The sequence below is a fragment of the Bradyrhizobium sp. Leo78 genome, assembly GCF_059512425.1.
The window spans coordinates 278,704-303,602 of sequence record NZ_JCAMOT010000001.1 but is presented as its reverse complement, the minus strand read 5'-3'; the positions used below and the strand labels follow the sequence as shown (position 1 = coordinate 303,602).

24 protein-coding genes are annotated in these 24,899 nt (G+C 63.5%); 12 read left to right on the top strand and 12 right to left on the bottom strand.

Annotated features, from left to right (window positions below; translation table 11 throughout):
- Positions 1-92 precede the first annotated feature (92 nt).
- Positions 93-647 (top strand): sigma-70 family RNA polymerase sigma factor, encoded by a 555-nt coding sequence (locus tag AC5ZG1_RS01290; protein ID WP_496131886.1) that lies wholly within the window; start codon positions 93-95, stop codon positions 645-647.
- On the top strand, positions 644-1,405 hold the full coding sequence (locus tag AC5ZG1_RS01285) for an anti-sigma factor family protein (RefSeq protein WP_456643014.1): 762 nt from the start codon (positions 644-646) through the stop codon (positions 1,403-1,405). The genes AC5ZG1_RS01290 and AC5ZG1_RS01285 overlap by 4 nt, the downstream gene beginning before the upstream one ends.
- An 18-nt stretch (positions 1,406-1,423) precedes the next feature.
- Here AC5ZG1_RS01285 and AC5ZG1_RS01280 read toward each other — a convergent pair whose 3' ends face one another.
- Together AC5ZG1_RS01280 and hpnO are read right to left on the bottom strand one after the other, a co-directional pair.
- Positions 1,424-1,828 carry a GFA family protein gene (locus tag AC5ZG1_RS01280; RefSeq protein ID WP_496131781.1) on the bottom strand — a complete coding sequence of 135 codons (405 nt, stop codon included), beginning with the start codon at positions 1,826-1,828 and terminating at the stop codon, positions 1,424-1,426.
- A 121-nt stretch (positions 1,829-1,949) separates the two neighbouring features.
- Positions 1,950-3,341, bottom strand: a complete 1,392-nt coding sequence (gene hpnO, locus AC5ZG1_RS01275; protein ID WP_028167166.1) for an aminobacteriohopanetriol synthase HpnO — start codon at positions 3,339-3,341, stop codon at positions 1,950-1,952.
- A gap of 104 nt (positions 3,342-3,445) precedes the next feature.
- Here hpnO and AC5ZG1_RS01270 point away from each other — a divergent pair, with 104 nt between their 5' ends.
- A complete protein-coding gene (locus tag AC5ZG1_RS01270; protein WP_456643015.1) occupies positions 3,446-4,156 on the top strand; it encodes a DUF2147 domain-containing protein in 711 nt (236 codons plus the stop codon).
- Here the strand turns inward: AC5ZG1_RS01270 and hpnN are convergent.
- Positions 4,097-6,715, bottom strand: a complete 2,619-nt coding sequence (gene hpnN, locus AC5ZG1_RS01265; RefSeq protein ID WP_456643016.1) for a hopanoid transporter HpnN — start codon at positions 6,713-6,715, stop codon at positions 4,097-4,099. The two genes, AC5ZG1_RS01270 and hpnN, sit on opposite strands and share 60 nt — an antisense overlap.
- A 445-nt stretch (positions 6,716-7,160) precedes the next feature.
- On the opposite strand from hpnN, the gene ispH reads away from it, so the two are divergent.
- A complete protein-coding gene (gene ispH, locus AC5ZG1_RS01260; RefSeq protein WP_456643017.1) occupies positions 7,161-8,087 on the top strand; it encodes a 4-hydroxy-3-methylbut-2-enyl diphosphate reductase in 927 nt (308 codons plus the stop codon).
- A gap of 34 nt (positions 8,088-8,121) precedes the next feature.
- Positions 8,122-9,282 (top strand): adenosyl-hopene transferase HpnH, encoded by a 1,161-nt coding sequence (hpnH, locus tag AC5ZG1_RS01255; RefSeq protein WP_496131780.1) that lies wholly within the window; start codon positions 8,122-8,124, stop codon positions 9,280-9,282.
- 329 nt (positions 9,283-9,611) lie between these two features.
- Here hpnH and AC5ZG1_RS01250 read toward each other — a convergent pair whose 3' ends face one another.
- From AC5ZG1_RS01250 to AC5ZG1_RS01220, 7 genes are all read right to left on the bottom strand, one after another.
- On the bottom strand, positions 9,612-10,424 hold the full coding sequence (locus tag AC5ZG1_RS01250; RefSeq protein ID WP_496131885.1) for a phosphorylase: 813 nt from the start codon (positions 10,422-10,424) through the stop codon (positions 9,612-9,614).
- Complete coding sequence (gene shc, locus AC5ZG1_RS01245) at positions 10,358-12,319, bottom strand: squalene--hopene cyclase (RefSeq protein ID WP_496131779.1); 1,962 nt, start codon at positions 12,317-12,319, stop codon at positions 10,358-10,360. The genes AC5ZG1_RS01250 and shc overlap by 67 nt, the downstream gene beginning before the upstream one ends.
- Positions 12,320-12,374: 55 nt before the next feature.
- Positions 12,375-13,631, bottom strand: coding sequence for a hydroxysqualene dehydroxylase HpnE (gene hpnE / locus AC5ZG1_RS01240; RefSeq protein ID WP_496131778.1), 1,257 nt, complete (start codon positions 13,629-13,631; stop codon positions 12,375-12,377).
- A 6-nt stretch (positions 13,632-13,637) separates the two neighbouring features.
- Positions 13,638-14,480 (bottom strand): presqualene diphosphate synthase HpnD, encoded by an 843-nt coding sequence (gene hpnD / locus AC5ZG1_RS01235; protein WP_130224310.1) that lies wholly within the window; start codon positions 14,478-14,480, stop codon positions 13,638-13,640.
- The gene (gene hpnC, locus AC5ZG1_RS01230) at positions 14,477-15,355 is read right to left on the bottom strand and encodes a squalene synthase HpnC (RefSeq protein ID WP_028167175.1); all 879 of its coding nucleotides are present in this window, start codon (positions 15,353-15,355) and stop codon (positions 14,477-14,479) included. Before hpnC ends, hpnD begins: the two co-directional genes overlap by 4 nt.
- Before the next feature lie 196 nt (positions 15,356-15,551).
- Complete coding sequence (locus AC5ZG1_RS01225; protein ID WP_028167176.1) at positions 15,552-15,791, bottom strand: cysteine rich repeat-containing protein; 240 nt, start codon at positions 15,789-15,791, stop codon at positions 15,552-15,554.
- A complete protein-coding gene (locus AC5ZG1_RS01220) occupies positions 15,784-15,954 on the bottom strand; it encodes a hypothetical protein (RefSeq protein ID WP_155255431.1) in 171 nt (56 codons plus the stop codon). Before AC5ZG1_RS01220 ends, AC5ZG1_RS01225 begins: the two co-directional genes overlap by 8 nt.
- Before the next feature lie 266 nt (positions 15,955-16,220).
- Here AC5ZG1_RS01220 and AC5ZG1_RS01215 point away from each other — a divergent pair, with 266 nt between their 5' ends.
- Positions 16,221-16,724, top strand: a complete 504-nt coding sequence (locus AC5ZG1_RS01215) for a hypothetical protein (protein ID WP_130224311.1) — start codon at positions 16,221-16,223, stop codon at positions 16,722-16,724.
- A gap of 48 nt (positions 16,725-16,772) precedes the next feature.
- On the opposite strand, the gene AC5ZG1_RS01210 is transcribed toward AC5ZG1_RS01215, so the two are convergent.
- Positions 16,773-17,420, bottom strand: coding sequence for a DapH/DapD/GlmU-related protein (locus AC5ZG1_RS01210; protein WP_496131777.1), 648 nt, complete (start codon positions 17,418-17,420; stop codon positions 16,773-16,775).
- A 42-nt stretch (positions 17,421-17,462) separates the two neighbouring features.
- Positions 17,463-18,353: a LysR family transcriptional regulator gene (locus AC5ZG1_RS01205; RefSeq protein ID WP_130224314.1), complete on the bottom strand. Its 891-nt coding sequence runs from the start codon at positions 18,351-18,353 to the stop codon at positions 17,463-17,465.
- 508 nt (positions 18,354-18,861) lie between these two features.
- Between AC5ZG1_RS01205 and AC5ZG1_RS01200 the strand changes: the two genes are divergently transcribed.
- The 6 genes from AC5ZG1_RS01200 to AC5ZG1_RS01175 all read left to right on the top strand — a co-directional run bounded on the left by AC5ZG1_RS01200 (position 18,862) and on the right by AC5ZG1_RS01175 (position 24,898).
- Positions 18,862-20,013 carry an ABC transporter ATP-binding protein gene (locus AC5ZG1_RS01200; RefSeq protein ID WP_496131776.1) on the top strand — a complete coding sequence of 384 codons (1,152 nt, stop codon included), beginning with the start codon at positions 18,862-18,864 and terminating at the stop codon, positions 20,011-20,013.
- Positions 20,006-20,947 (top strand): carbohydrate ABC transporter permease, encoded by a 942-nt coding sequence (locus AC5ZG1_RS01195; protein ID WP_496131775.1) that lies wholly within the window; start codon positions 20,006-20,008, stop codon positions 20,945-20,947. Before AC5ZG1_RS01200 ends, AC5ZG1_RS01195 begins: the two co-directional genes overlap by 8 nt.
- The gene (locus AC5ZG1_RS01190; RefSeq protein ID WP_496131774.1) at positions 20,944-21,780 is read left to right on the top strand and encodes a carbohydrate ABC transporter permease; all 837 of its coding nucleotides are present in this window, start codon (positions 20,944-20,946) and stop codon (positions 21,778-21,780) included. Before AC5ZG1_RS01195 ends, AC5ZG1_RS01190 begins: the two co-directional genes overlap by 4 nt.
- Before the next feature lie 28 nt (positions 21,781-21,808).
- Positions 21,809-23,089 carry an ABC transporter substrate-binding protein gene (locus tag AC5ZG1_RS01185; protein ID WP_496131773.1) on the top strand — a complete coding sequence of 427 codons (1,281 nt, stop codon included), beginning with the start codon at positions 21,809-21,811 and terminating at the stop codon, positions 23,087-23,089.
- Positions 23,090-23,252: 163 nt separating this feature from the next.
- Positions 23,253-24,077, top strand: a complete 825-nt coding sequence (locus tag AC5ZG1_RS01180; RefSeq protein ID WP_496131772.1) for a phosphodiesterase — start codon at positions 23,253-23,255, stop codon at positions 24,075-24,077.
- Positions 24,074-24,898 (top strand): phosphodiesterase, encoded by an 825-nt coding sequence (locus AC5ZG1_RS01175; RefSeq protein WP_496131771.1) that lies wholly within the window; start codon positions 24,074-24,076, stop codon positions 24,896-24,898. The genes AC5ZG1_RS01180 and AC5ZG1_RS01175 overlap by 4 nt, the downstream gene beginning before the upstream one ends.
- The last annotated feature ends 1 nt before the right edge of the window (position 24,899 follow it).

The window sequence follows — 24,899 nt, the reverse complement described above, 5'->3', positions numbered from 1 at the left end:
CTGCCAGCGCACCCCTGCCCGGCCGGCGGATCGACACCGGCCGGGCCAAGACACGGGCCAAGACATTCGCCGCACAAACCGGGCATGAGGCGATGAACGCGTCGGAGGACAATCCCGAGAAGGCGCGGCGCTTTCGCGAGGCCGCACTGCCTTATCTCGACGATGCCTATACATTGGCACGCTATCTCCTGCGGGACGCCAGCGATGCCGAGGATGCGGTGCAGGAATGTTTCCTGCGCGCCTACAAGCATTTCGACAGCTATCGCGGGCCGGCAATGAAGCCTTGGCTGTTCGCGATCCTGCGCAATGTCTGCCGCGCCGAATATGCGCGGCGCGCGGGCATCAAGACCGGCGCGATCGAGGATGTCGCTGATAGCGCGGAGGCAACTCCGCTCTGGTATGAGGCGCCGGAGACGCCGGAAGCGCAGATGCTGCGCGAGAAGGATTCCGCGGCAATTCGCCGATTGATCGCGGCGCTCGCCGAACCGTTTCGCGAGACCTTCGTGCTCCGGGAAATCCAGAACCTTTCTTACCGCCAGATCGCCGATGTTGCGGCCGTGCCCGTCGGCACCGTGATGTCGCGACTTGCCCGCGCCCGCGCGATGCTGCGCTCGGCGTGGCTTGCGGAACAGGAGCAAGCAAAATGACCTGCGAGGAAGCCGAGGTGCTGCTTCAGGCGCTGATCGACGGCGAGCTCGACGCGGGACATGCGCGCGAGGTCGAGGACCACGTCGCAGGCTGCCCGCGCTGCACGGAGCTGGCGAAAGACTATCGCGCGATCAGCCGCATGATCGCGGAAAAAGGTGCAAGCTACACTGCGCCGCTCGAGCTGCGCCGGCGCATCGAGGCCGCGCTGCCGCAGCCGAAGGTTGCCCCAAGTCGCCGCGCGGTGCTGCGCGGCTTCGCGCTGGGATCGGCGGTCTCCGCGATGGCTGCCACCGGTCTCGTCGCCGTCATCCTGCGCAGCGACGACGAGGCGCGCGTCCAGTCGGAACTGGTCTCGGCGCATCTGCGCTCGCTGCAGGCCGGCCATCTCACCGACGTGCTTTCCACCGACCAGCACACGGTCAAGCCGTGGTTCAACGGCAGGCTCGACGTCGCCCCGCCGGTGATCGACCTCACCGCCCTGGGCTTTACCCTGATCGGCGGACGCCTCGACTATGTCGACGCCCGCCCGATCGGCGCCGTGGTCTATCGAAGGCGCCAGCACGTCATCAACCTGTTCGTCGCGCAGACGTCAGACACCGAGCGCCACGCCGCCCGGATGAGCCAGCGGCAGGGCTTCAACATCCGCCACTGGAGCGATCACGGCCTGAATTTCTGGGCCGTCAGCGACCTCGCCGCCGACGAGCTTGCCGAGTTCGGCGAGAAGTTCGAGACGGCGATGCGGACTCCGGCCACGTAGCCGGACGGTTGTGGGCGACTATTGCTGCGGAGGGTATCGGTCGAATACGGGCAGCTCGTGCGCGCGTACCATCCATTGGACCCGCTCGGCGACCTGGACATGGATCACTGGCGGAACGACGTCAGGATCATCATAGGTTCCGCTCTGAACATCGATGATCCCGGGCAGCATCTGCTCGTTGACGTAGAAAAGACCGGTGCCGCAGTTGGCGCAAAAATGCCGGCGGCCGTGCTCGGATGATTCGTAGACCTTGGGCTGGCCTTGCGTCACCTTGACGGCATTGGCGGGATACATCGTCCAGCCGACCATCGGCGCGCCGGCGTGACGCCTGCAATCCGAGCAGTGGCAGAGGGCGTGCGTAAGGGCTTCGCCTTCAGCCTCGTAACGGATGGCTCCGCAATGACAACCGCCTGTGATGCGCATTTCATCTCCTCCCAGGTCGTTGATAGAGCCGATTAGTCGAAGGCGTAGTCCACCAACACGAGTTGGTTGGTGAGAGCTGCGGCGATTGCGCTTCGCTAATCCGCCCTACGAGTCCACACGGCTACGCCGACTTGCGCACCGCGTTGTCGACCAGCGTCTTGCCGAGCGACCAGATCGCGCCGGGGACCTTGTGGCTGCCGGCGATGACGGTGTCGAAGGCCTTTTCGATCCAGGTGCAGTCGTCCTCGGTGAGGACGAGCGGTGGCAGGAGCTTGATGGTGTGGAGGCCGTGGCCGGCGACCTGGGTCAGGATCTTGTGGTCCTTGAACAGCGGCACGGTGATGAGCTGGCAGAACAGGCCCTTGTTGGCGGTCTCCAGCACGTTCCAGGATGCACGCAGGCGCAGCGACTTCGGCGGGCCGAACTCGATGCCGATCATCAATCCCTTGCCGCGGACTTCCTTCATCAGCTCATAGCCCGGCACCATCCGCGTCAGCGCGAGGCGGAGCTCGGCGCCGCGCTTGGCGGCCTGCTCGACCAGCTTCTCGGCCTTGATGACGTCGAGCGTCGCGATGCCGGCGGCCATCGCCAGATCGTTCTTCGAGAATGTCGAGCCGTGCACGACGGCGCGATCCATCTGGTTGAAGATCTTGTCGAAGATGCTCTTGCGCGTCAGCAGCGCGCCGACCGGGACATGACCGCCGGACAGCGCCTTCGCGAGGAGCACCATGTCAGGCTCGACATTCCAGTGCTCGACGGCGAGGAATTTGCCGGTGCGGCCGATCCCGGTCTGAATCTCGTCGGCAACAAGCAGCGTGCCGTATTTCCGGCACAGCGCCGCGGCACCGGGCAGGAATTCGTCCGAGGGCATGTTGACGCCCTTGCCCTGGATCGGCTCGACGATGAAGGCCGCGACCTGGCGCGACGACAGCGCCTGCTCGAGCGCGGCAAGATCGTTGAAGGGAATCTGGGTACAGCCGGGCAATAGCGGCTCGAAGCCGGAACGGAAATTGGTGTCGTCCATCAGCGACAGCGCGCCATAGGACAATCCGTGAAACGAATGCGAGCAGGACACGATGCCGGGGCGCCCGGTCGCGCCACGCGCGAACTTGATGGCGGCTTCTACCGTCTCGGCGCCCGAATTGGAAAAGAATACCTTGTCCAGATATGGCACATATTCGAGCAGGCGCTCGGCGAGGATGCCGGCGAGCGTGGACACGTCAAGCTGCACGAGATTGGGCAGATCGGCATCCAGCACGCTCTTCAAGGCCTGGCGCAGCGCCGGGTGGTTGCGGCCGATCGCAAAAACGCCAAATCCGCTGAGTAGGTCGAGATAACGCGCCCCCTCACGATCGAAGAGATATTGGCCTTGCCCTTTTTGAAAGCCGACGTCATAGCCGATGGTTTTGAGCACGCGCACGAGCTGCTCGTTCAAGTAGCGCGCGTGCAGGGAACTGCGCTGCGCCTGGCGCTCCACAAACATCTCGGAAACGTCTAGATTTGAGCTTAGCATTGGCTACATACGTCGGTTGATGGTCATTTCGTCAACTCAAAACGCCGAATGCGGCGTTTTGCCCCCAAGCTTTGGCTCTTCTACACTTAAGCACAGGTAAGACCATGTTGCACTGCCCACCCAAGCTCGCGCTCACCATAGCATACTCGGGATTCGTTTTGGCGAGCACAATGGTCCCAGCGCTGGCCGCGGATCCGACCGGCGACTGGCGCGTGGCTGACGGTGTCGCCCATATCCGGGTCGCACAATGCAACGGCAGCCTCTGGGGCGCAGTCGCCTGGGAGAAGACCCCCGGCGGCAAGGATACGCATAATCCGGACGCCGCGAAGCAAAGCCGGCCCACGCTCGGCATGCCGATCCTGATCGACATGAAGAAGAAGGCGGGCACGGATGCGTGGGAGGGCCAAGTCTATAATGCCAAGGACGGTCAGCTCTACAGCTCTACGATCAAGCCAATTGGCTCTGACAAGCTCGAGATTCAAGGCTGCGTGCTGGGCTTTCTCTGCGGCGGCGAAACCTGGACCCGCGTTGGGCCTCCGATTCCCTCCAGCGCCGCTGGCAGCACGCCCCCTGCCAACAGCATGGCCAAGGGCGCCGCGCCCAAAGGTGCATCGCCGTCTACATCGCAGCAGGCAGCCGCTCCGACGCCGCCCAAGACCACCGGCTCGGTGAGCTCGGCTCCCGCCACCGCGCCGGCCGCGTCTTCCAAGCAACCGGCCGGCCAGAAGCAGGCAGCAGCCGTCCCAGCCGCCCCATCAGGTGACGTCGTCGGCGATATCTGCCTCCTTCCGGACGTCGCGCGGTTTACCCATTAGTGCCGGCTGGAAGAGCAGCACCGCGGCGAGAGTCGTGACCAGCGACAGCGCGAGCAATTTGCCCATGCTCGCGGTTCCTGGATGACTTGAAAGCCACAGGCTGCCGAACGCGGTTGCCGTCGTCAGCGCGCTGAAAAAGATTGCCCGCGTCAGGCTCGATTGCAGCAGATTCGTTCTGCCCTGACGCCAGGCGGTGACGTAATAGATCTTGAAGGCGACGCCGACGCCGAGCAACAGCGGCAGCGCGACGATGTTGGCGAAGTTCAGCGGCAGCCCGATCAGCACGCAGATTTCCAGCGTCACGGCGCCCGCGACCAGCAGCGGCACGATCGTCATCAGCACGTCGGCGATGCGCCGCAGCGTCAGCCAGAGCAGCAGGCTGATCACGATCAGCGACCAGATGCCGGCGTGGATGAACGCCTTCACCACAGTATCGCCGGACTTCAGGATCGAGACCGGGCCGCCGATCGCGGTCGGCTCGGCCGCGAGCACGGCGGCGGCGAATTTGCGCAGCGTATCGTTGTCGTTCGGATCGCCCTTCGGCAGGGCCTCCACCCGTATCAGCCCGTCCTTGGCCTTCCATTGGCGGACCAGTTCCTCCGGCAGCGACTTCAGGGTGACGGTCTGGGCCTGCAGCATGTCCCTGAGCTGGTCGAGCACCACCTTGAGCGGCGAAACGAACACGTTCTGCGCCTTATCGCGCGTCGCCTGATTCGAATCGGCGAGCTTGGTCAGCGCATCCGCAAGCCGGCGCGCAGCCACGGCGCCGGCGTTCTTGATGTCGCCGGCTGTCTTGCGGAGGTTGTCGGCCGAGCTCTTCAGGGACTCGACATTCTCCTGGTCGGTCGGCGGCGCATCGATCGAATCCGGATTGAGCGCCGGGTTGAGCATCTTCGCCGCCTGCGCGATCAGCTTCAGCTTGGCCGGCTGATCGGTCGGCACGAAGCTGTCGAGCGACCGGACGCTCAACACCTCCGGCAGCTTCTCCAGCCTTTCCTCGATCTTCCTGGCGTCGGCTTCCGAATGCGTCATCACATTGATCGCGTTGGCGCCGGTGTTCGGGTCCCGCCTCAGATCGAGGAAGGTCGCGATCGATTCGACGTGCGAGTTGCGCAGGTTGATCGGATTGAAGTCGAACTTCATGTAGTAGAGCAGCGGCAGGCCGGCGATCACCAGCGCAAGCGTGCAGATGATGATCGCGACGCGATGCTTCTCCAGGAAGTGGTCAACGGGCGCGAGAAACGCGTAACCGACCGGCTCCTTCTCGCCGGGCGGATTGAGCAGGTCGAGGAGCGCCGGCAGTGTGGTGATGCTGGTGAGGAACGCGATCAGCATGCCGGCGCCGGCGATCTTGCCGAGCTCGGAAATGCCCTTGTAGTCGGTCGGCAGGAAGCACAGGAAGCCGGCGGCGGTGGCCATCGCCGCAAGCGACAGCGGCACCGCCGAGCGCCGCGCCGCGTTCTCCAGCGCCAGCGTCAGGTTGTCGTTCTTGAAGCGTTCGGAGCGGTAGCGGACGCTGAACTGGATGCCGAAATCGACCCCGAGGCCCACGAACAGCACGGCAAAGGCGATCGACAACAAATTGAGCGAGCCGACCATCATCAACCCGACGGCGGTGGTGATCGCAAGCCCGATGAACAGGTTCAGGAACACGGCGAAGATGATCTTGGCCGAATGCAGCGCGAGCCACAGAATCACCAGCACGATCAGCACGGTGCCGATGCCGTTGATGACGGCGCCGTCCTGCACGGTGGCATATTCCTCGTTGGCGATCGGGACCGGCCCGGTGAGGCGGACGCGCGCGCCATATTCGCTTGCGAATTTCAGGTCCGCAGCCGCCTGCCGGATCGCATCGGTCGCTGCCTTGCCGGGCTCCAGCGCCTGATAGTCGAGCACCGGCTTGAACTCGATGAAGGCGCGCTTGTCCGAATCGGTCAGCGGCTTATCGCTGGTGAGCTCGCGCCAGGAGAAGGTCGGATTACCCTTGTTGCTGAGGACATCCTCGACCGTCTGAGAGATCAGGTTGAAGGGCCGCGCCGCATTCTCGAGCTTGGCCTGCCCGCGCTTGACGCCGGCAAGGCCGGTCTCCAGCGCACCGGTGAGGCCGCGGATCGAAGGATCGCCGGCCATGATCTCGATCAGGGGCGCGGCTGATTCGAGTTCGCCGGTGACCTGGGCGACTTCCTCGGTCGGCAGAAACAGAAGCCCGTTCTTCTCGAAGAATTCGCCGGAGCCGAGCGGGGTGACCGATTCGAAATGCTTGGTGTCACCGGTAAGCTTATCGGCCAGCGCCTTGGCCGCCAGACCCGTGAGTTCCGGCGTCGGCGCCTCCACGACGGCAAGAATCAGGCGCTCGCGGTCGAAAGCTTCCTCAAACTTGATGTCGCGCTGGCGCCAGTCGAGGTTGGGCGAGATCAGCGTATTGATGTCGGTATTGATCGTGAAGTTGCGCGCCGCATAATAGCCCGCCGTCACCGCAAGAATCAGCGAGACGACGACGACAGGGACGGCAAATCGCGTGCACGCCTTAACAATCGAGACAACAATACGTGTCAGCACTTCATTTCTTTCTGATCTCAGGAAGCACGCCGAAAACGCCCGCTATGTAGCGGAGTTCCCAGGGCCGATCTAATGTTGTTTCGGCCGCCCGACCGCTGGTTCACGAAGCAGCGTCGAAACCGGCCGGAACAGTGTTGCGCGCGGTATATCCCGCCCCAGCGGGCAATAAAGTGACGAACAAGTGAGATGGGGTGGGCATTAATGCCGCAGTTTTAGGTATTTTGATACCTTAAAATGGTGACCCGAGCGATAGCCGTTCCGTAATCCGGCTTTCCTAGACGCTCATTTTTTGACACAAAGCGCTCTTCTTCCGTGCGCTTGGGGGTGGGCTTAAGTGCAGGAACCGGTGGTGTGGATATTGCAGCAGGCAGGACATGCCGGCTGCAGTATCCGGCCGCGCGGGTTTTCGGATCAGGATTGGTGCAATTTGCTTAACGGACGTCCCATGGAGGTTTTTCTAGCGCAGCCGCGGGGGTTTTGCGCCGGCGTGGTGCGCGCCATCGAGATCGTCGAGCGGGCGCTCGAGAAATACGGGCCGCCGGTCTATGTGCGGCACGAGATCGTCCATAACAAATACGTCGTCGAAAGCCTGAAGAACAAGGGCGCGATCTTCGTCGAGGACCTTTCCGAGGTTCCGGCGAACGCGGTGACCGTGTTCAGCGCCCATGGCGTGGCGCGCAGCGTCGAGGAAGAGGCCGCCGCACGCGGCCTGCCGGTGCTCAACGCCACCTGCCCGCTGGTCACCAAGGTTCACAACCAGGGCAAGCGCTATATGTCGAAGGGCCGGGCATTGATCCTGATCGGGCATGCCGGCCACCCCGAGGTCGAGGGAACCATGGGCCAGGTTCCAGGCCCCGTGCTGCTGGTCCAGAGCGTCCAGGACGTCAAGGCCCTGACGCTGCCGCCTGATACGCCAGTCGCCTACATCACCCAGACCACACTGAGCGTAGATGACACACGTGAGATTATTCTGGCGCTCCAGGCCCGGTTTACAGACATTCAAGGCCCTGACATCCGCGATATCTGTTATGCCACACAGAACCGCCAATCCGCGGTAAGGGACCTGAGCAAGCTGGTGGATGTCATCCTGGTGGTTGGGGCCGCCAACAGTTCCAATTCCAATCGGTTGCGCGAGATCGGCACCGAGGCCGGTGTCGCCAGTTACCTCATTGCCGATGGCACCGAACTCAACCCGGAATGGCTGAACAATGCGAAGACCGTCGGCATCACGGCAGGTGCCTCGGCACCCGAAGTGCTGGTCGACGACGTGATCGAGGCGTTGCGGCGCATCGGACCGGTCAAGGTGTCGGTCCTGTCGGGCCGGGAAGAGAACATCGAATTCCGCCTGCCGGCCGAACTGACCGCGGGCTGACCCAAACTAGGTCGTGAGAGTCGAGAGAGAAAGAATGGCAATACCCTTCTTCAAGGAACTCCGCATCGGCGGCTATCTGCTCAAGCAGAAGCTGCAGGGCCGCAAGCGCTATCCGCTCGTGCTGATGCTGGAGCCGCTGTTTCGCTGCAATCTCGCCTGCGTCGGCTGCGGCAAGATCGATTATCCGGATGCGATCCTCAACCGTCGCATGACCGCCCAGGAATGCTGGGACGCGGCCGACGAGTGCGGCGCGCCGATGGTCGCGATCCCCGGCGGCGAGCCGCTGATCCACAAGGAGATCGGCGAGATCGTCCGCGGCCTGGTGGCGCGTAAGAAGTTCGTCTCGCTCTGCACCAACGCGCTGCTTCTGGAAAAGAAGCTCGACCTGTTCGAGCCGTCGCCGTACCTGTTCTTCTCCGTGCATCTGGATGGCCTGAAGGATCACCACGACAAGGCGGTGTCGCAGAAGGGCGTGTTCGATCGCGCGGTGTCCGCGATCAAGGCGGCGAAGGCACGCGGCTTCACCGTCAACGTCAATGCCACCATCTTCGACGGGCATCCGGCGGAAGAGATCGCCAAATTCCTCGACTTCACCACCGAGCTTGGCGTCGGCGTCTCGATGTCGCCGGGCTACGCCTATGAGCGCGCGCCGGACCAGGAGCACTTCCTCAACCGCACCAAGACCAAGAAGCTGTTCCGCGACGTCTTTGCGCTCGGCAAGGGCAAGAAGTGGAATTTCATGCATTCCGGCCTGTTCCTCGACTTCCTGGCCGGCAACCAGGAATACGAGTGCACGCCGTGGGGCATGCCGGCGCGCAACATCTTCGGCTGGCAGAAGCCCTGCTATCTGCTCGGCGAAGGCTACGCCAAGACCTTCAAGGAGCTGATGGAGACCACGGACTGGGATTCCTACGGCACCGGCAAGTATGAGAAGTGCGCCGACTGCATGGCGCATTGCGGCTACGAGCCGACCGCGGCGATCGCAGCGCTCAACAACCCGCTGAAGGCAGCGTGGGTCTCGATGCGCGGCATCCGCACCAAGGGTCCGATGGCCCCCGAGATCGACCTCTCGAAGCAACGCCCGGCGCAGTACATCTTCTCGGAGCAGGTCCAGAAGAAGCTCTCCGAGATCCGCCGCGACGAAGCGGCCGCCGCCCAGCAGAAGGCCGCGCAGAAAGCCTCAACCGCCGCGTAAGCCGCGAGCGACAATCGAATAGGCAAAAGGCCCGACCGTCGATGACGGTCGGGCCTTTTGTTTTGTCCGTAGCCCGTTTACCACGCCCACCGCCGTCATTCCGGGGCGTGCGCAGCACGAGCCCGGAATCCATCAAGCGGTAGGTGATGGCGGAGAAATGGATTCCGGGCTCGATGCTTCGCATCGCCCCGGAATGACAGCCCCGTTGTTGCCAAGCTTCGTAGCCCGGGAGGAGTGCAGCGTAACCCGGGATTTTCTGAGCCAGCGTTTACACCGGTCCCGGGTTACGCTGACGCTTCACCCGGGCTACGGTCTGCGGCTCTCAGTGATTATGCCGCCGAGCGAATCGGCTCCACGGGGACGAGGGTCTCGCCACCCAGGAGGAAGCCACGGCAGCCGCGCAAGGAGCGCAGCGCGCGGTTGAAGTCGATTCCGGTCGAGACCAGCGAGCGCAGCGTCAGCGGGTTGCGCGCCACCCCGCGCAGGACCTTGCGCAGGTCGATGTCGCCGTTCGGCTTGACCGCGGTCTTCGCCAATTCCGGCAGCGCGCGGTGGGCGGGATCGCTGATCACCCGGAGCGCCGCGAACGGAACGCCCGCCCTGGCCGCGTAGGCCGCAGCGATGTGGCTTTCCATGTCAACGGCGGCAGCGCCGGTTTCGGAGCGCAGCGCCGCCTTGCAGGCCCTGGCCGCAATCACCTGTTCGACGCCCGCGAGCCCGCCCCTGACGATCTTGCGGCGCTTCAAGGTGGCGCTGGCAACCATCTCGTCGTTCAAGGCCATATCGGCCAAGAATCGAGTGTCGCCGGAAAGCACCTCCGTCGCCACCACGACGTCACCCGATCGCAACGCCGGATCGAGCCCGCCGGCCACGCCGAACGAGATCACGCCGCGGAACGATGACGAATCGAGTGTCGCCAATAGCGCACGAAGCTGCTGCGGATCGCTGGAACTGCAAATAACGATCATGCCGGGCCCAGCCGCGATGCGGGCCTCCTGCACTAACCCCGTTACGATCAAGACCGGCCGCGGATCCAGCATTTTCCCAACAGTCGCGGCGGCCCCCGCCCCCAAGCTCACATTCCGACCCCTACCACCCTGCTGTTCGTGCTTCGCAAATTCCGATACCGCGCCAGCGCCCAGAGCGGGAAGAACTTGGAGTAGCCATGATAACGCAAGTAAAACACACGCGGGAAGCCCGTAGCCGTGAAGCGCTGCTCCTCCCAGAGTCCTTTTTCGCTCTGTGTGCTTTTTAGGTACTCCACCCCCCCTCGAACTGCGGGGTTTTCGACCTCTCCCGCCGCCATCAGCGCAAGCAACGCCCATGCCGTTTGCGAGGAGGTCGAAGGCGCGGCCTCATAGCCGCGATAGTCGAGCCGGTAGCTGACGGCGTCCTCGCCCCAACCGCCGTCCTGATTCTGGACCGACACCAGCCAGTCGACCGCCTTCCGAATCATCGGGTCCTGATGGTCGACGCCAGCGGCGTTGAGCGCGCAGAGCACCGACCAGGTGCCGTAGATGTAGTTCAGCCCCCAGCGGCCGAACCAGGAACCTTCGGCAAGCTGGGTGCGGCGCAGGTAGGCGACGCCGTCAGCAACCGCCTTGCTGGTCTTTTCGGTCTCGCCGAGCTGCGCCAGCATCGAGACGCAGCGCGCGGTGACGTCCTCGGTCGGCGGATCGAGCAGCGCGCCATGGTCGGAGAACGGGATGTTGTTGAGGTAATATTCGAGGTTGTTGACGTCGAAGGCGGCCCAACCGCCATCGCGGCTCTGCAAGCCCTCGATCCATTCGCGGGCGCGGGCAATCGCCGCATCGTACTCCTTGGTGCCGGTATAGCGGCGCGCGCGGTCCATCGCCATGACCACCACAGCGGTGTCATCGAGGTCGGGATAGTGGTCGTTGTTGTACTGGAACGCCCAGCCGCCCGGCCGGACGTCGGGCGCCTTCACTGCCCAGTCGCCCTTGAAATCGAGCACCTGCCGCGGCTTCAGCCAATCGAGCCCCTGCTTGGCCTTGGCAAAGGTCTCCTCGCCGCCGACCTCCTCCAGCGCGTGGCAGGTCAGCGCAGTGTCCCACACCGGCGATACGCAGGGCTGGCAATAGGCCTCATTCTCGCGGATCACCAGGAGCTTCTCGAGGCCGCGCCGCGTGGCGGCACGCGGCGGATAGTTCTCGTCCTTGCCGAGCGCGTCATACATCATCACGATGTTGGCCATCGGCGGATAGATCGCGCCCATGCCGTCCTCGCCGTTCAACCGCTCTTCGATGAAGGCGAGCGCGGCATCGATCGCACGCTGGCGCAGGCTCTTGGTAAATAGCGGCTCGACTACGCGCAGAACGCTATCGAGTCCGCGGAACAGCAGGAACCAGCCCCAGCTCTGATGCGGCGCCTTCGGCGGCATGCCGACCGACTTGGGATCCTGCAGAAACAGTTCGTCGAGGCCGACGCCCTTCGGGTTCTTGGCCCGCGGCTTCAGCGCGGCCAGGACCATCAGCGGCACCATCGTGGTGCGCGCCCAGTAAGAGATCTTGTTGATGTGGAACGGCGACCACATCGGCAGCAGCATGATCTCGACCGGCAGCACCGGCGTCGCGCGCCAGGTCACGATACCAAACAGCGCCAGCAGGAAGCGGGTGAAGACGTTGGAGCCCGCGGCTCCGCCGCGCGAACGGATCGCCTCGCGCGCTTTCACCATATGCGGCGCGTCGACGGAATCGCCGATCACCTTCAGCGCGAAATAGGCCTTCACGCTCGCGCTCATATCGAACGGACCGTCATGCACCAATGGCCAACCGCCATGGGCGCCCTGCACACGGCGAAGGTAGTTGCCGATCTTCGCCTCCAGCCCGCTGTCGACGGGCTCGCCCAGATAGTGGCACAGCAGCACATATTCCGCCGGGATCGTGCTGTCGGCCTCGAGTTCGAACACCCAATGTCCGTCGGATTGCCGATGGCCGAGCAGCGCCTCGGTCGCCGTGGAGATGCTCTTCTCCAGTGCGATCGGATCGACGGCGGCGGTATCGTTGACGGCATCCATTTTGTTCGATTTCTCCTTCTCTTGAACGTGCTGCTGCTACGTGCGCCGGTGTATGTCAGTGCCTCGCCAGGGCCAGATCGGCGGCGCGGTCACCCGACCGCACCGATCCCTCGATCGTTGCCGGCAGTCCCGTATCAGTCCAATCGCCGGCGAGAAACAGGTTTTTATAGGCCGTGACCGCGCCGGGGCGCAGAGCGTGCTGTTCCGGCGTGGCCTCGAATGTGGCACGGCGCTCGCGCACGATCTGCCAAGCGGGCAATGGAGGCAATTCGCCGGAAATGCCGGCGGCCTTGCAGACATCGCGCCAGATCGCCTGGGCGAGTTCCTCGCGCGGCATGTCGACGAGACGATCGCCATTGCTGATCGTGACCGAGAGCCGCTGCGGGAACGCGAACAACCATTCGACGAGGCCGCCGATCACGCCGAGGATCGGCGCAGCATTGGGCGGCGGATCGAAGCGGAAATGCGCGTTCACGATGGCGCGGAATTTCGTCGGCGTCTTCAGGCCCGGCACCAGCGATGCCGCGGCGCGCGGCGGCACTGCGAGCACCACCGCGTCAGTGGGCGCCAGATCGATCGTATCGTCGCCGAATTTCAGCTCGCTGACATGATCGGACACCGTGCCGAACTGTCGCAGCTCATGGCCGAGCCGCACGCTCGAACCCCTCTCCTGCAGCAGCTTCACCGCGGGTTCGATCAGGACCGAGCTCAAACCGTCGCGCGCAATCAGCGGCCGGCAGGACTCGCCGCCGGCAAGCAGCGTCTCGCGTACGATCGCACCGGCCAATCCCGCCGAGCCCTCGGGCGGGTCGACATTGAGCGCGGCGAGCAACAGCGGCTGCACCAGACGATCGTACAGCGTGCCTTTGCATGCGATGGTATCGCCGACCCGCTTGTCGGTGCCGGCCCAGGCGATCGGCGCCAGCGCGAGGTAGTCGCGTAAGCTCGTGTCGGGAACCCGGCGCGCTTCGTCGAACACCCAGAGCGGCAGGCGGGAAGCGCCGAGATCGAGTTCCCAGCGCTTGCCGGTTGCAAGATCGACAAAGGGAAATTTCGCGCGTTCCGGCCCGACCAGCCCGGCCTCCGTGCCGATCGATTTTGCATAGGCCAGGGCATGGCGGTTGCCGGACAGCAACAGGTGATTGCCGTTATCGATGGTGAGATTGGTCGCGGCGTCGAAATAAGAGCGGCAACGGCCGCCGGTTTGCTGCGTCGCCTCGTGGACGTGCACCGTGTAGTTCGCGCTCGAAAGGCGAACGGCTGCCGAGAGGCCGGAAATACCGGCGCCGATGATATGAACGGTCTTTTGCATCAGATGTCAGATGAACGCGTAACGAAGAAGAATGCCGATCTTTTGCATCTTGCCGACGCGAACGGGCTCGCGTGGCGTTGCAAAACCCCTGATGATCAGGAGATCGAGGATCGCGCGATAGTATTTCGACATGATCCGTGGCGCGCGCACCGCGCGCCGCGAATTACGCTTCATGATGTCATCCGCCTTCTCGAAATGTTTCTTCGCCCGGTCGGCAAGCGGCAGGCACACTTTCGGCAAGTTGCGCTCGGCGATCACCCGCTGGGGCTCGTTAGACGTAATGCCGGCATGGAGCAGCATCTCGCGCGGCAGATAGAGCCGGCCGAGGCCGGCGTCCTCGTCGACGTCGCGCAGGATGTTGGTGAGCTGCAGCGCCCGGCCAAGATGATGCGCGAGCAGGACGCCGTCCTCCTCGGGCAGGCCGAACACCCGCACCGAGAGCCGGCCGACCGCGCTCGCCACGCGGTCGCAATAGAGATCGAGCGTCGCCATGTCGGGGGCGCGGATGTCCTGCGGCACATCCATCTCCATGCCGTCGACGATAGCAAGAAAGTCCTCGCGCTTCAGGCCGAAGGACTTGACCGAGGCAACATAGTCCTTGAGCCGCGGCGGCGGATTGCCCTGGTACAGCGCATCGATATCGTCACGCCATTGTTGCAACGCGGCCAGCCGCTCGTCGCGCGGACCGTGGGAATCGGCGATATCGTCGACCTGGCGGCAAAAGCTGTAGATCAGGAACATCGCATCGCGCTGCGCGCGCGGCAGGATCCGCATCGCGGCGTAGAACGAACTGCCGGACGCGGTGGTGCCATAGTCTTCTGCGTTGGCCGCCGCCGTCTCAACGCTCATGCGCCGGCCGCCGTTTTTGACACCGGCCGGCGCCCGATGGCGCGACGGGCCAATTCGCCGGCGACGCCGCCGAGGCTGTTGCCGAGCATTTCGAGCGGACTGAGATGCACGCGCTCGCTGAGGGGATCGCGCACCTTCAGCATGTTCACGATCCTGTCCGCGAATGCCTGGATCACGGATATCTCCAGACCCAACCGCAGATCCTTCACCTCGGCGGCGAGCGACTTGCTTTCGGCAAGCAACGTCTCGGTGCGCACCGCGAGCGCCTGCAGGCATTGCAGCAGCGACGGTGGAGACTTCGGCTCCCCGAGCATCTCGACGGTCGCGCCGGATGCGGCCAGCGCATCGCGCGGCAGGTAGATACGGTTGAGATTCTTGTAGTCCTTGGCGCAATCCTGCAGGTGGTTGTTGATCTGCAAGCCCGCGCATAGCGCGTCCGACGCCGCCCAGGTGGACGTGCTCTCGCCGTGGACATCGAGCATGAAACGGCCGACCGGCATCGCCGAGTAGCGGCAGTAATGGATCACCTCGTCCCAGTTCTCGTAGCGCAGCTTTGTCACATCCATGCGGAACGCGACCAGCACGTCCAGCGCGTGGCGCGGCGGCATCGCTCGCTCGGCGAGTGCACGGCGCAGGTTGACGGCTTCCTTTTGGGTATCACCCTCACCCAGGAGCTCCTTCTCGAGCAGATCGAGATAATGGAGCTTTTCGTCCGCCGGCAACGTTGCGTGGTCAGCGATGTCGTCGGCGGTGCGGACGAAATTATAGAAGGAAAGGATCAGGGCGCGGTGACGCGGATGAATGATCCACGACGCGACCGGAAAATTCTCGTCGCGGTGGGTCTTCCCGGATCGCAGTTCGCTCGCGCTTGTCATCAGGAACCGGCCACATTCGCCCTGGCTAAGGCACATGCGCCAGAAGTTGCGCGCATGCGGTGGATTGCGTGCCCCATATAGGGGAATACGCGACCAAAACCAATGCTGTATGGGCAATGTGCGCGGCGCCTGTGCCCAATATCACACAGTGGGCATAGGCTCTCTTGCGGCAATTTTTCGCGTGCAAAATACGGCGTTACTGCCCGTGGCTCTTCAATACCTGGTCGCAGGCCGCGCTGATCTTGGTGCGGTTCTCCTTCAGGCAGGCGAGGATGGTGAAATCGCCCTGATCGATCACCGCGCGGCAGTGCTTCTGAACGTCGCGGGTGCAGGCCTTCTGTTCCTCAGGCGTGCCGCTGCGCGATTGCTGCTGCGCGAAGGCGTCAGATGAAAACGGGATCGACAACAGCGCGAGGGCCAATAGAACTTTACGCATCGTATTCCTTCATTTTCGACAGCAAAAAACCCTGTTCCGGAAATTGCGTTTCGGCAGGACCCGGCGCGGATTTATTGGGATTTGCGCCGCCGCGTAGCAAAGCGACGAAGAAAGGACAAGCGCCGCTAAATGCGGCCAAATTTGCGGTGCTGTAAAGGGCCATCTAATCAGTTGAAAAACCAAGAAATTCCTTTCGATCACGGTTCGCTACAGACTGTTGCAGCGCAGATGCCGATATCAGATGAACAGACATGACGTGAGATGCGGCTTGATTCTGTCGAGCAAAAATGGCCTGTTTCCCGCGATTCCGCCGGCTATGACAGGCAGGGTGGGTCGTTTGAACCTGTGGGATCGCGATCAACACTAAGTGTTCGATGCGGCGAGGCGTATCTTGAAGAAGGTCGTCGATTTTTGATGGGAAAACTCACAATGAAGCGGTTTGGTTTGGGCTTGTTCGGGCGCGCGATCGCGGCGGCCGGCATTGGCGCGGTGGTCATGTTGTCGGTCAGCGCGGGCAACGCCCAATCGTCGGGACCATTCGCTGGCTTTGACGGATCGTGGAGCGGTTCGGGCACCGTTGCGCTCTCCAACGGCACCACGGAACGGATCCGCTGCAAGGCCAGCTACAAGGTCAACGCCACGGGGCTTGGCCTGAAGCAGAGCCTGAATTGCGCCAGCGACAGCTATAAGTTCGACCTCTCCAGCGACGTGACGAGCCAGGGTGAGCGCATCTCCGGCAACTGGAGCGAGAGGAGCCGCAACATCTTCGGCAACCTGCAGGGTACCGCGGGCGGCGGCCAGATCGAGGTGTTCGTCGAGGCGTCCGGATTCGCCGCCACGCTGAACCTGCGCGCCCACGGCAACAGGCAGGTCGTGCAGATCGACTCCAAGGGCGAGATCCGCGGCGTCAACATCACCCTGACGAAGGGCTGACACTCTCGCGAATTCTGTGGCCCGGGTGAAGCGACAGCGCAACCCGGGCTACGACACTGTCGCAGGACCGTCCCAACGCGCGCAGAAGCCCTCGATGTCGGTCGACTGGAATTCGCCCAGGCGCGCCATGATGGTTTCGAACGGCCAATCCCACCACGCGATCCGCGCGAGCTGCGCCGCGATCTTGCGATTGAACCGCTCGCGGATCTGCCGGGCCGGCACGCCGCCGACGATGGTGTAAGGCGCCACATCGCGCGTCACCACGGCGCCCGCCGCCAGCACCGCGCCGTCCCCTACCGTGACACCGGGCAGGACGATGGCGGCGTGGCCGATCCACACATCGTTGCCGATCACCACCCGATCGTCCCTCCGCTCGGCGAAGAAGCCGCGATCACGCTCGGCCGTCTCACAGTAATATTCGGGACAATAAGTGAAACGGTGCAGCGACGGACGGTCGATCGGATGGTTCGGTGCCCCGATCCGGACCTGCGCGGCGATGGCGCAGAACCGGCCGATCTCTGCATCCCCGACCATGCAGCCGGGGCCGAGATAGGAGAAATCGCCGAGCTCCGAATATTCGACGGAGGTATCGCCGAGGATCTCGCAGCACTTGCCGATCGTGCTCTCGCGCAGCTTGACCGTCGGCTCGATGACGGTGTCGGCAATCTTCGGGCGCGGACGCGGCGCTTCATTCATTTTGATGTCTTCCTGTTTCGTGAGGCGGGAGCTTCATTCAGCCTAGCCGACCTCGCCATCGATATTCAGCACCTCGCGAGCAACGTCAATGAAGCTGCGCACGAAGCGCAGTTCGCGCTTGTCGACGGGAGCAAGGAGATAATATGTGAAGGTCTCGCTCATGTCGGTGATCTCGATGCCAACCAGCTCACTTGATGCCGACAGGCTGTCCTCAGGCCACAAGCCGACACCTACGCCGTGTTGCACAGCCTCTTTCACGACGGGAAATGTCGTGGTCTTCACGAGACGCGTCAGAGTGATGCCGAGTTCGCGACACCTCTGGTGCAGCAGGCGCTGCGTCAGCGAGCCATCCTCCGGCACGATCACCGCCTCGTCCACGAGGTCGCGCAGCGAAAGCCTCCTGCGGCGCGCCAATGCATGGCCGCGACACATATAGGCCCGGTAGCGCGCCCGCGTCAGCGGCAGGCTGTAGAGCTGCTCATCGATCACCGGATCGGCGACGATGGCAACATCGACGGCGCGTTCATGCAAACGCTCCATGGCCAGCGTCCAACTCACCAGCGTGAACTCGATCTGGACGCGCGGGTAGAGCGTCGTATAGCGGGCGATCACGGGCATCGCCGGGCGCGGCGCATTGGCGACCACGCTCAAATGTCCGCCGGACATCTCGCTGTAATTGGCAACCTTCTCCTCGATCAATTGCTCGAGTGTGCGCAGCCTGTCCGAGACCGAAAACAACTCGCGACCGGCGCGCGTCAGCTCCAATCCGTCACGGCGGCGGACGAAGAGCTTGATCCCCATCGTGCGCTCGAGGTTTGCGACATGCTGGGTCACTGACGATTGAGTGACGCCGAGTTTTTCGGCCGCACGGGTGAAACTCCCCTCCCGCGCGGAATGGGTGAAGGCGCCGATCTGATACGGATTTGCCCGCATCGGGCCCGACCTCGCAATCGCAGTTCAACAACCTGCGCTGCTCCGTTCATTAGCATGGCTAATATGACGTCACGGTCACGTTAATCTGGCTGGCTACGCGTGGCCAAGCTTCTCATCACGCGAGACTCTCACCGTGATGACGCAGTGATGACCATCGTCCGAGGACAACGATATGCAGCTCAGCGCTTCGCGGATTCTGACCACCCACGTCGGCAGCCTGCCACGTCCGCATGAACTCGAAGCGATGCTGCTGCGCCGGGAGAAGCGCGAGCTGGACGCATCAAGACGGCGCAGGGCGCGGAGATTAGCATCACGGCGGCTTTGGAAGCGCTGAGGGAAGAGCGATCGGTCGCGCGCAAAGCGCAACTCGATGTCTCGGTGCCGGCGGCGATTTACCGCACAAGAAGCCGGTGCCCTGCCCGAGGAAGCATTCCAACCCGTCACGCAAGTGTCAGACGCGTTCCTTAACGCTGACGCAACGCGACAAAGGCCCCGGGAAATAGATCAAATGGCGAGCATTGAACTTTCAGCCATCAGAAAATCCTTTGATGGCACGGAGATATTGAAGGGCGTCGACCTCAGGATCGAGGATGGCGAGTTCATCTCGCTGGTCGGTCCCTCTGGCTGCGGCAAATCAACGCTGCTGCGCGTGATCGCAGGTCTCGAGCCGCAGAGCGCGGGCGAGGTCAGGATCGATGGCGTCGCTGCCGACGGGATCAGGCCGAGCGCGCGCAATCTCGCGATGGTGTTCCAGTCCTACGCGCTCTATCCGCACTTGAGCGCGTTCGACAACATCGCGGTGCCCTTGCGCATGCGGCGCCTCTCGGCGATCGAACGCCTGCCCCTCCTCGGCGCGCTGCTGCCGAGCCGGCGCCGCAAGGAACGCGGCATCCGCGAGGATGTGGCAAAGGTCGCCGAACAGCTCGAAATCGCGCATTTGCTCGCTCGCAAGCCGGCGCAATTGTCGGGCGGGCAGCGGCAGCGCATCGCGGTCGGACGCGCCATCGTGCGCCAGCCGGTGGCCTTCCTGTTCGACGAGCCGCTGTCCAACCTCGACGCCAAGCTGCGCGTCCATATGCGCGCCGAGCTCGCGCAACTGCACCGCCGGCTGAACACCACCTTCGTCTACGTCACCCATGACCAGGCCGAGGCGATGACGATGTCGAGCCGGATCGCCGTGATGATCGGCGGTGAGCTGGTGCAGGTCGGCACGCCCACCGACATCTACGACAACCCGCGCGATATCCGCGTCGCCGAATTCGTCGGCAGCCCGAAGATCAACATCCTGCCCGGACGGATCCGCGACGACGGCCGCATCGAGGCGCTCGGTATCGCATTGCGATTGACGAGCTCTACGGCGCCGGGCCCCTGCCGGATCGGCGTGCGCCCCGAGCGGATCGAGCTCGGCGGCGGGCCGTTCTCCGGCCACGTCGTACACGCCGAGAACATGGGCTCGGAAGCGTTCGTGCATCTCGGCATCAATGGCAGCGACGCGCGTCTCGTGGCGCGTATCGACGACCCGAGACGATTACCGCCGATCGCAACCCCGGTCTCATTCGGCTTCGCGACGGATGCCGTGCGCGCCTTCAACGCCGAGGGCAAACGGATCGAGGTCGAGATCGAGCACACCGAGCGCGTGCGGGAGCGGGCCATTGTCTGACGCCGCAACGATCGACACTGCCGCCTTCGCCGCGCCGGCGGCGAGCGCAGCCCTGCGCAAACGCGACCACCGCGCATCGACGGCCTACGGCCTGGTCGCGCCGGCTTTCACGCTGATGCTGCTCATGCTGCTCGGCCCGCTGGCGAGCGTGATCGCGCTCTCCTTCACCGACTATCAGCTCGGCGCTCCCGCCTTCTCCTGGATCGGCCTTGCCAACTACCAGGACATGTTCACCGACAGGGTATTCTGGGTCTCGCTGCGCAACACGCTGACCTACGTCGTCATCGTGGTGCCGGGCGCCGTGACGCTCGGGCTCGGCATCGCGCTTCTGATCGAAAGCGGCACCAGCCTGCGCAGCCTCTACCGCACCATCTATTTCCTGCCGGTGATGGCGACGCTGATCGCGATGGCTGTGGTCTGGGAGTTCATGCTGCATCCGCAGTTCGGCCTGGTGAACGGGCTGTTGCGCGGCGCCGGGCTGCCGGCCTTTAGCTGGCTGCAGGACCGCGGCACCGCGCTCTATGCGCTTTGCGCGATCGGCATCTGGCAGGCGGTCGGCTTCAATATGGTGCTGTTCCTTGCCGGCCTGGTGTCGATCCCGAAGCAGCTCTACGAGGCCGCCGAGATCGATGGCGCCGCCAGCGCCTGGGCGCGGTTTCGCCTGGTGACCTGGCCGATGCTTGGCCCGGTGACGACTTTCGTGATCGTGATCAGCGGCATCCGCTCGTTCCAGGTGTTCGACACCGTGCACATCCTCACCAAAGGCGGGCCGTCGAAATCCACGGAGGTGCTGATCCACACCATGTACACCGAGGGATTCGAGTTCTTCCGCTCAGGCTACGGCGCCGCGCTCACGGTCGTGTTCCTGGTCTTCGTCCTCCTGCTCACCTTGATCAAAGCGAGGCTCGCCGATCGCGGCGTGCAATACGCATGAACAGTATCCGCACCATTCCGCTCTGGCCCGCCGTCCGCCATTTGCTTCTGATTACGGGCGCCATGGTGCTGCTGGCCCCGTTCATCTGGATGATTTCCACGGCCTCGAAGCCGCCGGAGGAAGTCTTCTCCAGCGAGCTGCACCTGATCCCGCATCATTTCGCGCTATGGGACAATCTGAAAATCGCCTTCGCCAAAGCCAATCTCTGGCGCTTCCTGCTCAACGGCGTGATCGTCGCCATCTCGATCTTCGTGCTGCAGGTGCTGATCGCGCTGCCCGCCGCCTATGCGCTGGCGAAGCTGCGTTTCCTCGGCCGCGACACGCTGTTCGCGCTGGTGCTGTTCGGAATCCTGATTCCGCCGCAGGCCACTGCGATCCCGGTGTTCCTGCTGCTGCATAAGCTCGGCCTGCTCGACAGCTATGCGGCGCTCGTGCTGCCGTTCACGATTTCTGTGTTCGGCATCTTCCTGATGCGCCAGTTCTTCAAGTCGGTCCCCGACGATCTCGTGGACGCGGCGCGCATGGACGGCATCTCCGAGTTCGGCATCGTCTGGCGTGTGATGCTGCCTGCCGCGATCCCCGCGGTCACCGCCTTCGGCATCTTCTCCGTGGTCGCGCACTGGAACGATTATTTCTGGCCGCTGATCGTGCTCAACAGCGAGCAACTGCGCACCCCGCCGCTGGCGGTGGCGCATTTCCGCAACAACGAGGCCGGCACCAATTACGGCCCGCTGATGGCGGCGGCGATGGTGATCATCGCGCCGCTCCTGATCGCCTTCCTCCTCGCGCAGCGCCGCTTCATCGAAGGCATCACGCTGACCGGTATCAAGTAACGCGTCACCTCAAACAGGAGCCTGTCCTATGCTGAAATCATGGATCGCCGGAGCCGTGCTGTCGCTTGCCGCCAGCGCGTCGCTGGCACAAACGCAGACCGAGATCGTGCTGCAATATCCGTATCCGGAACTCTTCACCGAGACCCACAAGCGCATCGCCGAAGAGTTCGCCAAGGAGCGGCCGGACATCAAGATCACGCTGCGCGCGCCTTACGAATCCTATGAGGACGCTACCCAGAAGGTGCTGCGCGAAGCGGTCACGAACCAGATGCCCGACGTCACCTTCCAGGGCCTGAACCGCATCCGCGTGCTCGTCGACAAGAACATCCCGGCCCAGCTCGACGACTACATCGCCGCCGAGAAGGATTTCGACCGCAAGGGCTTCCACCAGGCGATGTTCGACATCGGCACCGCCAGCGGGAAGATCTATGCCCTGCCCTTCGCGATCTCGCTGCCGATCGTCTATGTCAATCTCGACCTGTTGAAGCAGGCCGGCGGCGATCCCAACAACCTGCCGAAGACCTGGGACGAGCTGATCGCACAAGCGAAGAAGATCAAGGCGCTCGGCCCTGACATCAACGGCGTGACCTATGTCTGGGACATCACCGGCAACTGGCTGTGGCAGGCTCCGGTGTTCGCGCGCGGCGGCACCATGCTGAATACCGACGAGACCAAAGTCGCCTTCAACGGCCCCGAAGGACAGTTCGCGATCCGCATGCTCGCCCGCCTCGTCAATGAAGGCGGCATGCCGAACCTCGACCAGCCCGCGATGCGCGCGGCCTTTGCTGCCGGCAAGACCGGTTTCCACATCACCTCGACCTCCGATCTGAACAAGGTCACGCAGATGATCGGCGGCAAGTTCGAATTGAAGACCCACACCTTCCCCGACGTCGTGTCGCCGAACGGACGCCTGCCGGCGGGCGGCAATGTCGTGATGATCCTGTCCAAGGACAAAGCCAAGCGCGACGCGGCATGGGAAGTCGTGAAGTTCTGGGCCGGTCCGAAGGGCGCGGCAATCATGGCCGAGACCACCGGCTACATGCCGGCCAACAAGGTCGCCAACGAAGTCTACCTGAAAGACTTCTACTTGAAGAACCCGAACAACTACACCGCAGTGAGCCAGATGGCGCTGCTGACCAAATGGTACGCCTTCCCCGGCGATAACGGCCTCAAGATCACCGACGTGATCAAGGACCACATGAACTCGATCATCAGCGGCGCGCGCTCCAAGGAGGCTGATGCCGTGCTCTCCGAGATGACCGCCGACGTGCAGAAGCTGCTGCCGAAGACATCAGGCGCGGCGCGCTAAAGCATGATCCGGAAAAGTGTGAAGCGGTTTTCCGAAAAGATCATGCTCAAATAATAGCCTAAAGCGCGATGATGATTCATCCTCATCTCATCGCGCTTTAGGACCTTTCGAAACCCGCTGCGGGGCGTATCATGCGCCCCGCAGCTCATTGCGGAGCGCCCCCATGAAACTCATCCATATGAGCGATATCCACCTGACTGCGCCGGGCTCGACCATCGGTGGCCGCGATCCGCGGAAGAACTTTGAACGCGCGCTGACCCACATCCTCAGGGATCACCATGACGCCGAACTGATGGTGATCACCGGCGACCTTTCGGACTGGGGCGACCGCGACGACTATCGGTGGCTGAAGCAACGCCTTGAGCAGTTCCCGATCCCGGTGCGGCTGTGCATCGGCAACCACGACAACCGCGCCAACTTCCTCAGCGTGTTTCCCGACCTCGCTGGAGAAGGCGGCTTCGTGCAGGGCGTCCACGACCTGCCCGCCGCACGCTGCCTGTTCCTCGACACCGCGCATCCGCAGACGCATGCGGGCCACTATTGCGACGAACGGCTCGGCTGGCTCGCGGCGCGGCTTGCTGAGCATGACGGACCGTTCCTGCTCTTCATGCATCACAACCCGATGCCGACGCATATTGCGCCGCTCGATCAGATCCGTCTGCTCGATGACGCCGCCTTCCGGCGATTGGTGGCGCGGCATCGCGAGCAGATCCGGCATATCTTCTTCGGCCATTGCCACCTGCCGCTCGCGGGATCGGTCGCCGGCATTCCCGTCTCCTCGCTGCGCGGCACCAACCATGCGAGCTATCCGCTGTTCGCCGAAACAGAGGTCCTGTGCGCGTCGGATCTGCCTGAAGCCTACGGCGTTGTGTTCTTGGGCGAGGATTACGTCACCGTACACATGGTGGAATTCGGCTACGACGGTCCGCTCCGCATCGAGGGTTCGCCCGACTATCAGACCTGGAACCGGGAGACCACGGTGCGATGAAGTTTGTCGTCCTGACCGATACCCATTTCGTCGCTAGCGGCCGCAGGATCTACGGTCTCGATCCGGCGGAGCGGCTCGCGGCCGCGATCACCTGCATCAACCGTGACCATCCCGACCTTGCCTTCGTCATCGTCACTGGCGACCTCGCCCATTGGGGCGAGGACGCGGCTTACGAGCATCTTGCCAACGTGCTGGCGCGCCTGAACGCGCCGACCATCCTGATGATGGGCAATCACGACCGCCGCGATAGGTTCGGCCGCTATTTTCCTGGCGTTGTCAGAGACGGCGACGGCTTTGTGCAATCCATGCAGGTGTTCGACGCCGCGACCATCGTCGCCCTCGACACGTTGAACGAGGCGGCTCCGAACCATGAGGGCCTGCTCTGCGAGCGCCGCCTCGCCTTCCTCGAGCATGCGCTGACCTCAGCGCCGAACGACCGCCCGCTGCTGCTGTTCCAGCATCACCCGCCGTTCGACACCGGCCTGCGCTACATGGACACCATTCGCCTTGCGAATCCGGACGCCGAGTGGGAGGTGATCGCGCGCACGCGCCGGCCGGACTACCTGTTCATGGGCCATCTGCACCGGCCGATCGCAGGACTCTGGAACGGCATCCCCTTCCACATCCAGCGCGCGCTGGCGCACCAGGTCGCATTTGACCTCGATACCCAGGGCCACATTCCCGGCTCGCACGAGGCGCCGGACTATTCGCATGTCACGGTGAGCAGTGGACAGATCGTGATCCACCAATGCTCGTTCATGTATGCCGGGCCGAGTTTCTCGCTGCACGACAAGGCGGCGCTGAATGGGGCTCTGGGGTAGA

Bases quoted from the DNA above. Each gene is read 5' to 3' on its own strand.
- AC5ZG1_RS01175 (WP_496131771.1), top strand. From the start codon at position 24,074: ATGAAGTTTGTCGTCCTGACCGATACCCATTTCGTCGCTAGCGGCCGC.
- hpnO (WP_028167166.1), bottom strand. From the start codon at position 3,341: ATGCTAAGCTCAAATCTAGACGTTTCCGAGATGTTTGTGGAGCGCCAG.
- AC5ZG1_RS01215 (WP_130224311.1), top strand. From the start codon at position 16,221: ATGAAGCGGTTTGGTTTGGGCTTGTTCGGGCGCGCGATCGCGGCGGCC.
- ispH (WP_456643017.1), top strand. From the start codon at position 7,161: ATGGAGGTTTTTCTAGCGCAGCCGCGGGGGTTTTGCGCCGGCGTGGTG.
- hpnD (WP_130224310.1), bottom strand. From the start codon at position 14,480: ATGAGCGTTGAGACGGCGGCGGCCAACGCAGAAGACTATGGCACCACC.
- AC5ZG1_RS01220 (WP_155255431.1), bottom strand. From the start codon at position 15,954: ATGGCCCTTTACAGCACCGCAAATTTGGCCGCATTTAGCGGCGCTTGT.
- AC5ZG1_RS01270 (WP_456643015.1), top strand. From the start codon at position 3,446: ATGTTGCACTGCCCACCCAAGCTCGCGCTCACCATAGCATACTCGGGA.
- AC5ZG1_RS01285 (WP_456643014.1), top strand. From the start codon at position 644: ATGACCTGCGAGGAAGCCGAGGTGCTGCTTCAGGCGCTGATCGACGGC.
- AC5ZG1_RS01190 (WP_496131774.1), top strand. From the start codon at position 20,944: ATGAACAGTATCCGCACCATTCCGCTCTGGCCCGCCGTCCGCCATTTG.
- AC5ZG1_RS01210 (WP_496131777.1), bottom strand. From the start codon at position 17,420: ATGAATGAAGCGCCGCGTCCGCGCCCGAAGATTGCCGACACCGTCATC.
- hpnH (WP_496131780.1), top strand. From the start codon at position 8,122: ATGGCAATACCCTTCTTCAAGGAACTCCGCATCGGCGGCTATCTGCTC.
- AC5ZG1_RS01280 (WP_496131781.1), bottom strand. From the start codon at position 1,828: ATGCGCATCACAGGCGGTTGTCATTGCGGAGCCATCCGTTACGAGGCT.
- AC5ZG1_RS01290 (WP_496131886.1), top strand. From the start codon at position 93: ATGAACGCGTCGGAGGACAATCCCGAGAAGGCGCGGCGCTTTCGCGAG.
- hpnC (WP_028167175.1), bottom strand. From the start codon at position 15,355: ATGACAAGCGCGAGCGAACTGCGATCCGGGAAGACCCACCGCGACGAG.
- shc (WP_496131779.1), bottom strand. From the start codon at position 12,319: ATGGATGCCGTCAACGATACCGCCGCCGTCGATCCGATCGCACTGGAG.
- AC5ZG1_RS01225 (WP_028167176.1), bottom strand. From the start codon at position 15,791: ATGCGTAAAGTTCTATTGGCCCTCGCGCTGTTGTCGATCCCGTTTTCA.
- AC5ZG1_RS01200 (WP_496131776.1), top strand. From the start codon at position 18,862: ATGGCGAGCATTGAACTTTCAGCCATCAGAAAATCCTTTGATGGCACG.
- hpnE (WP_496131778.1), bottom strand. From the start codon at position 13,631: ATGCAAAAGACCGTTCATATCATCGGCGCCGGTATTTCCGGCCTCTCG.
- AC5ZG1_RS01205 (WP_130224314.1), bottom strand. From the start codon at position 18,353: ATGCGGGCAAATCCGTATCAGATCGGCGCCTTCACCCATTCCGCGCGG.
- AC5ZG1_RS01185 (WP_496131773.1), top strand. From the start codon at position 21,809: ATGCTGAAATCATGGATCGCCGGAGCCGTGCTGTCGCTTGCCGCCAGC.
- AC5ZG1_RS01180 (WP_496131772.1), top strand. From the start codon at position 23,253: ATGAAACTCATCCATATGAGCGATATCCACCTGACTGCGCCGGGCTCG.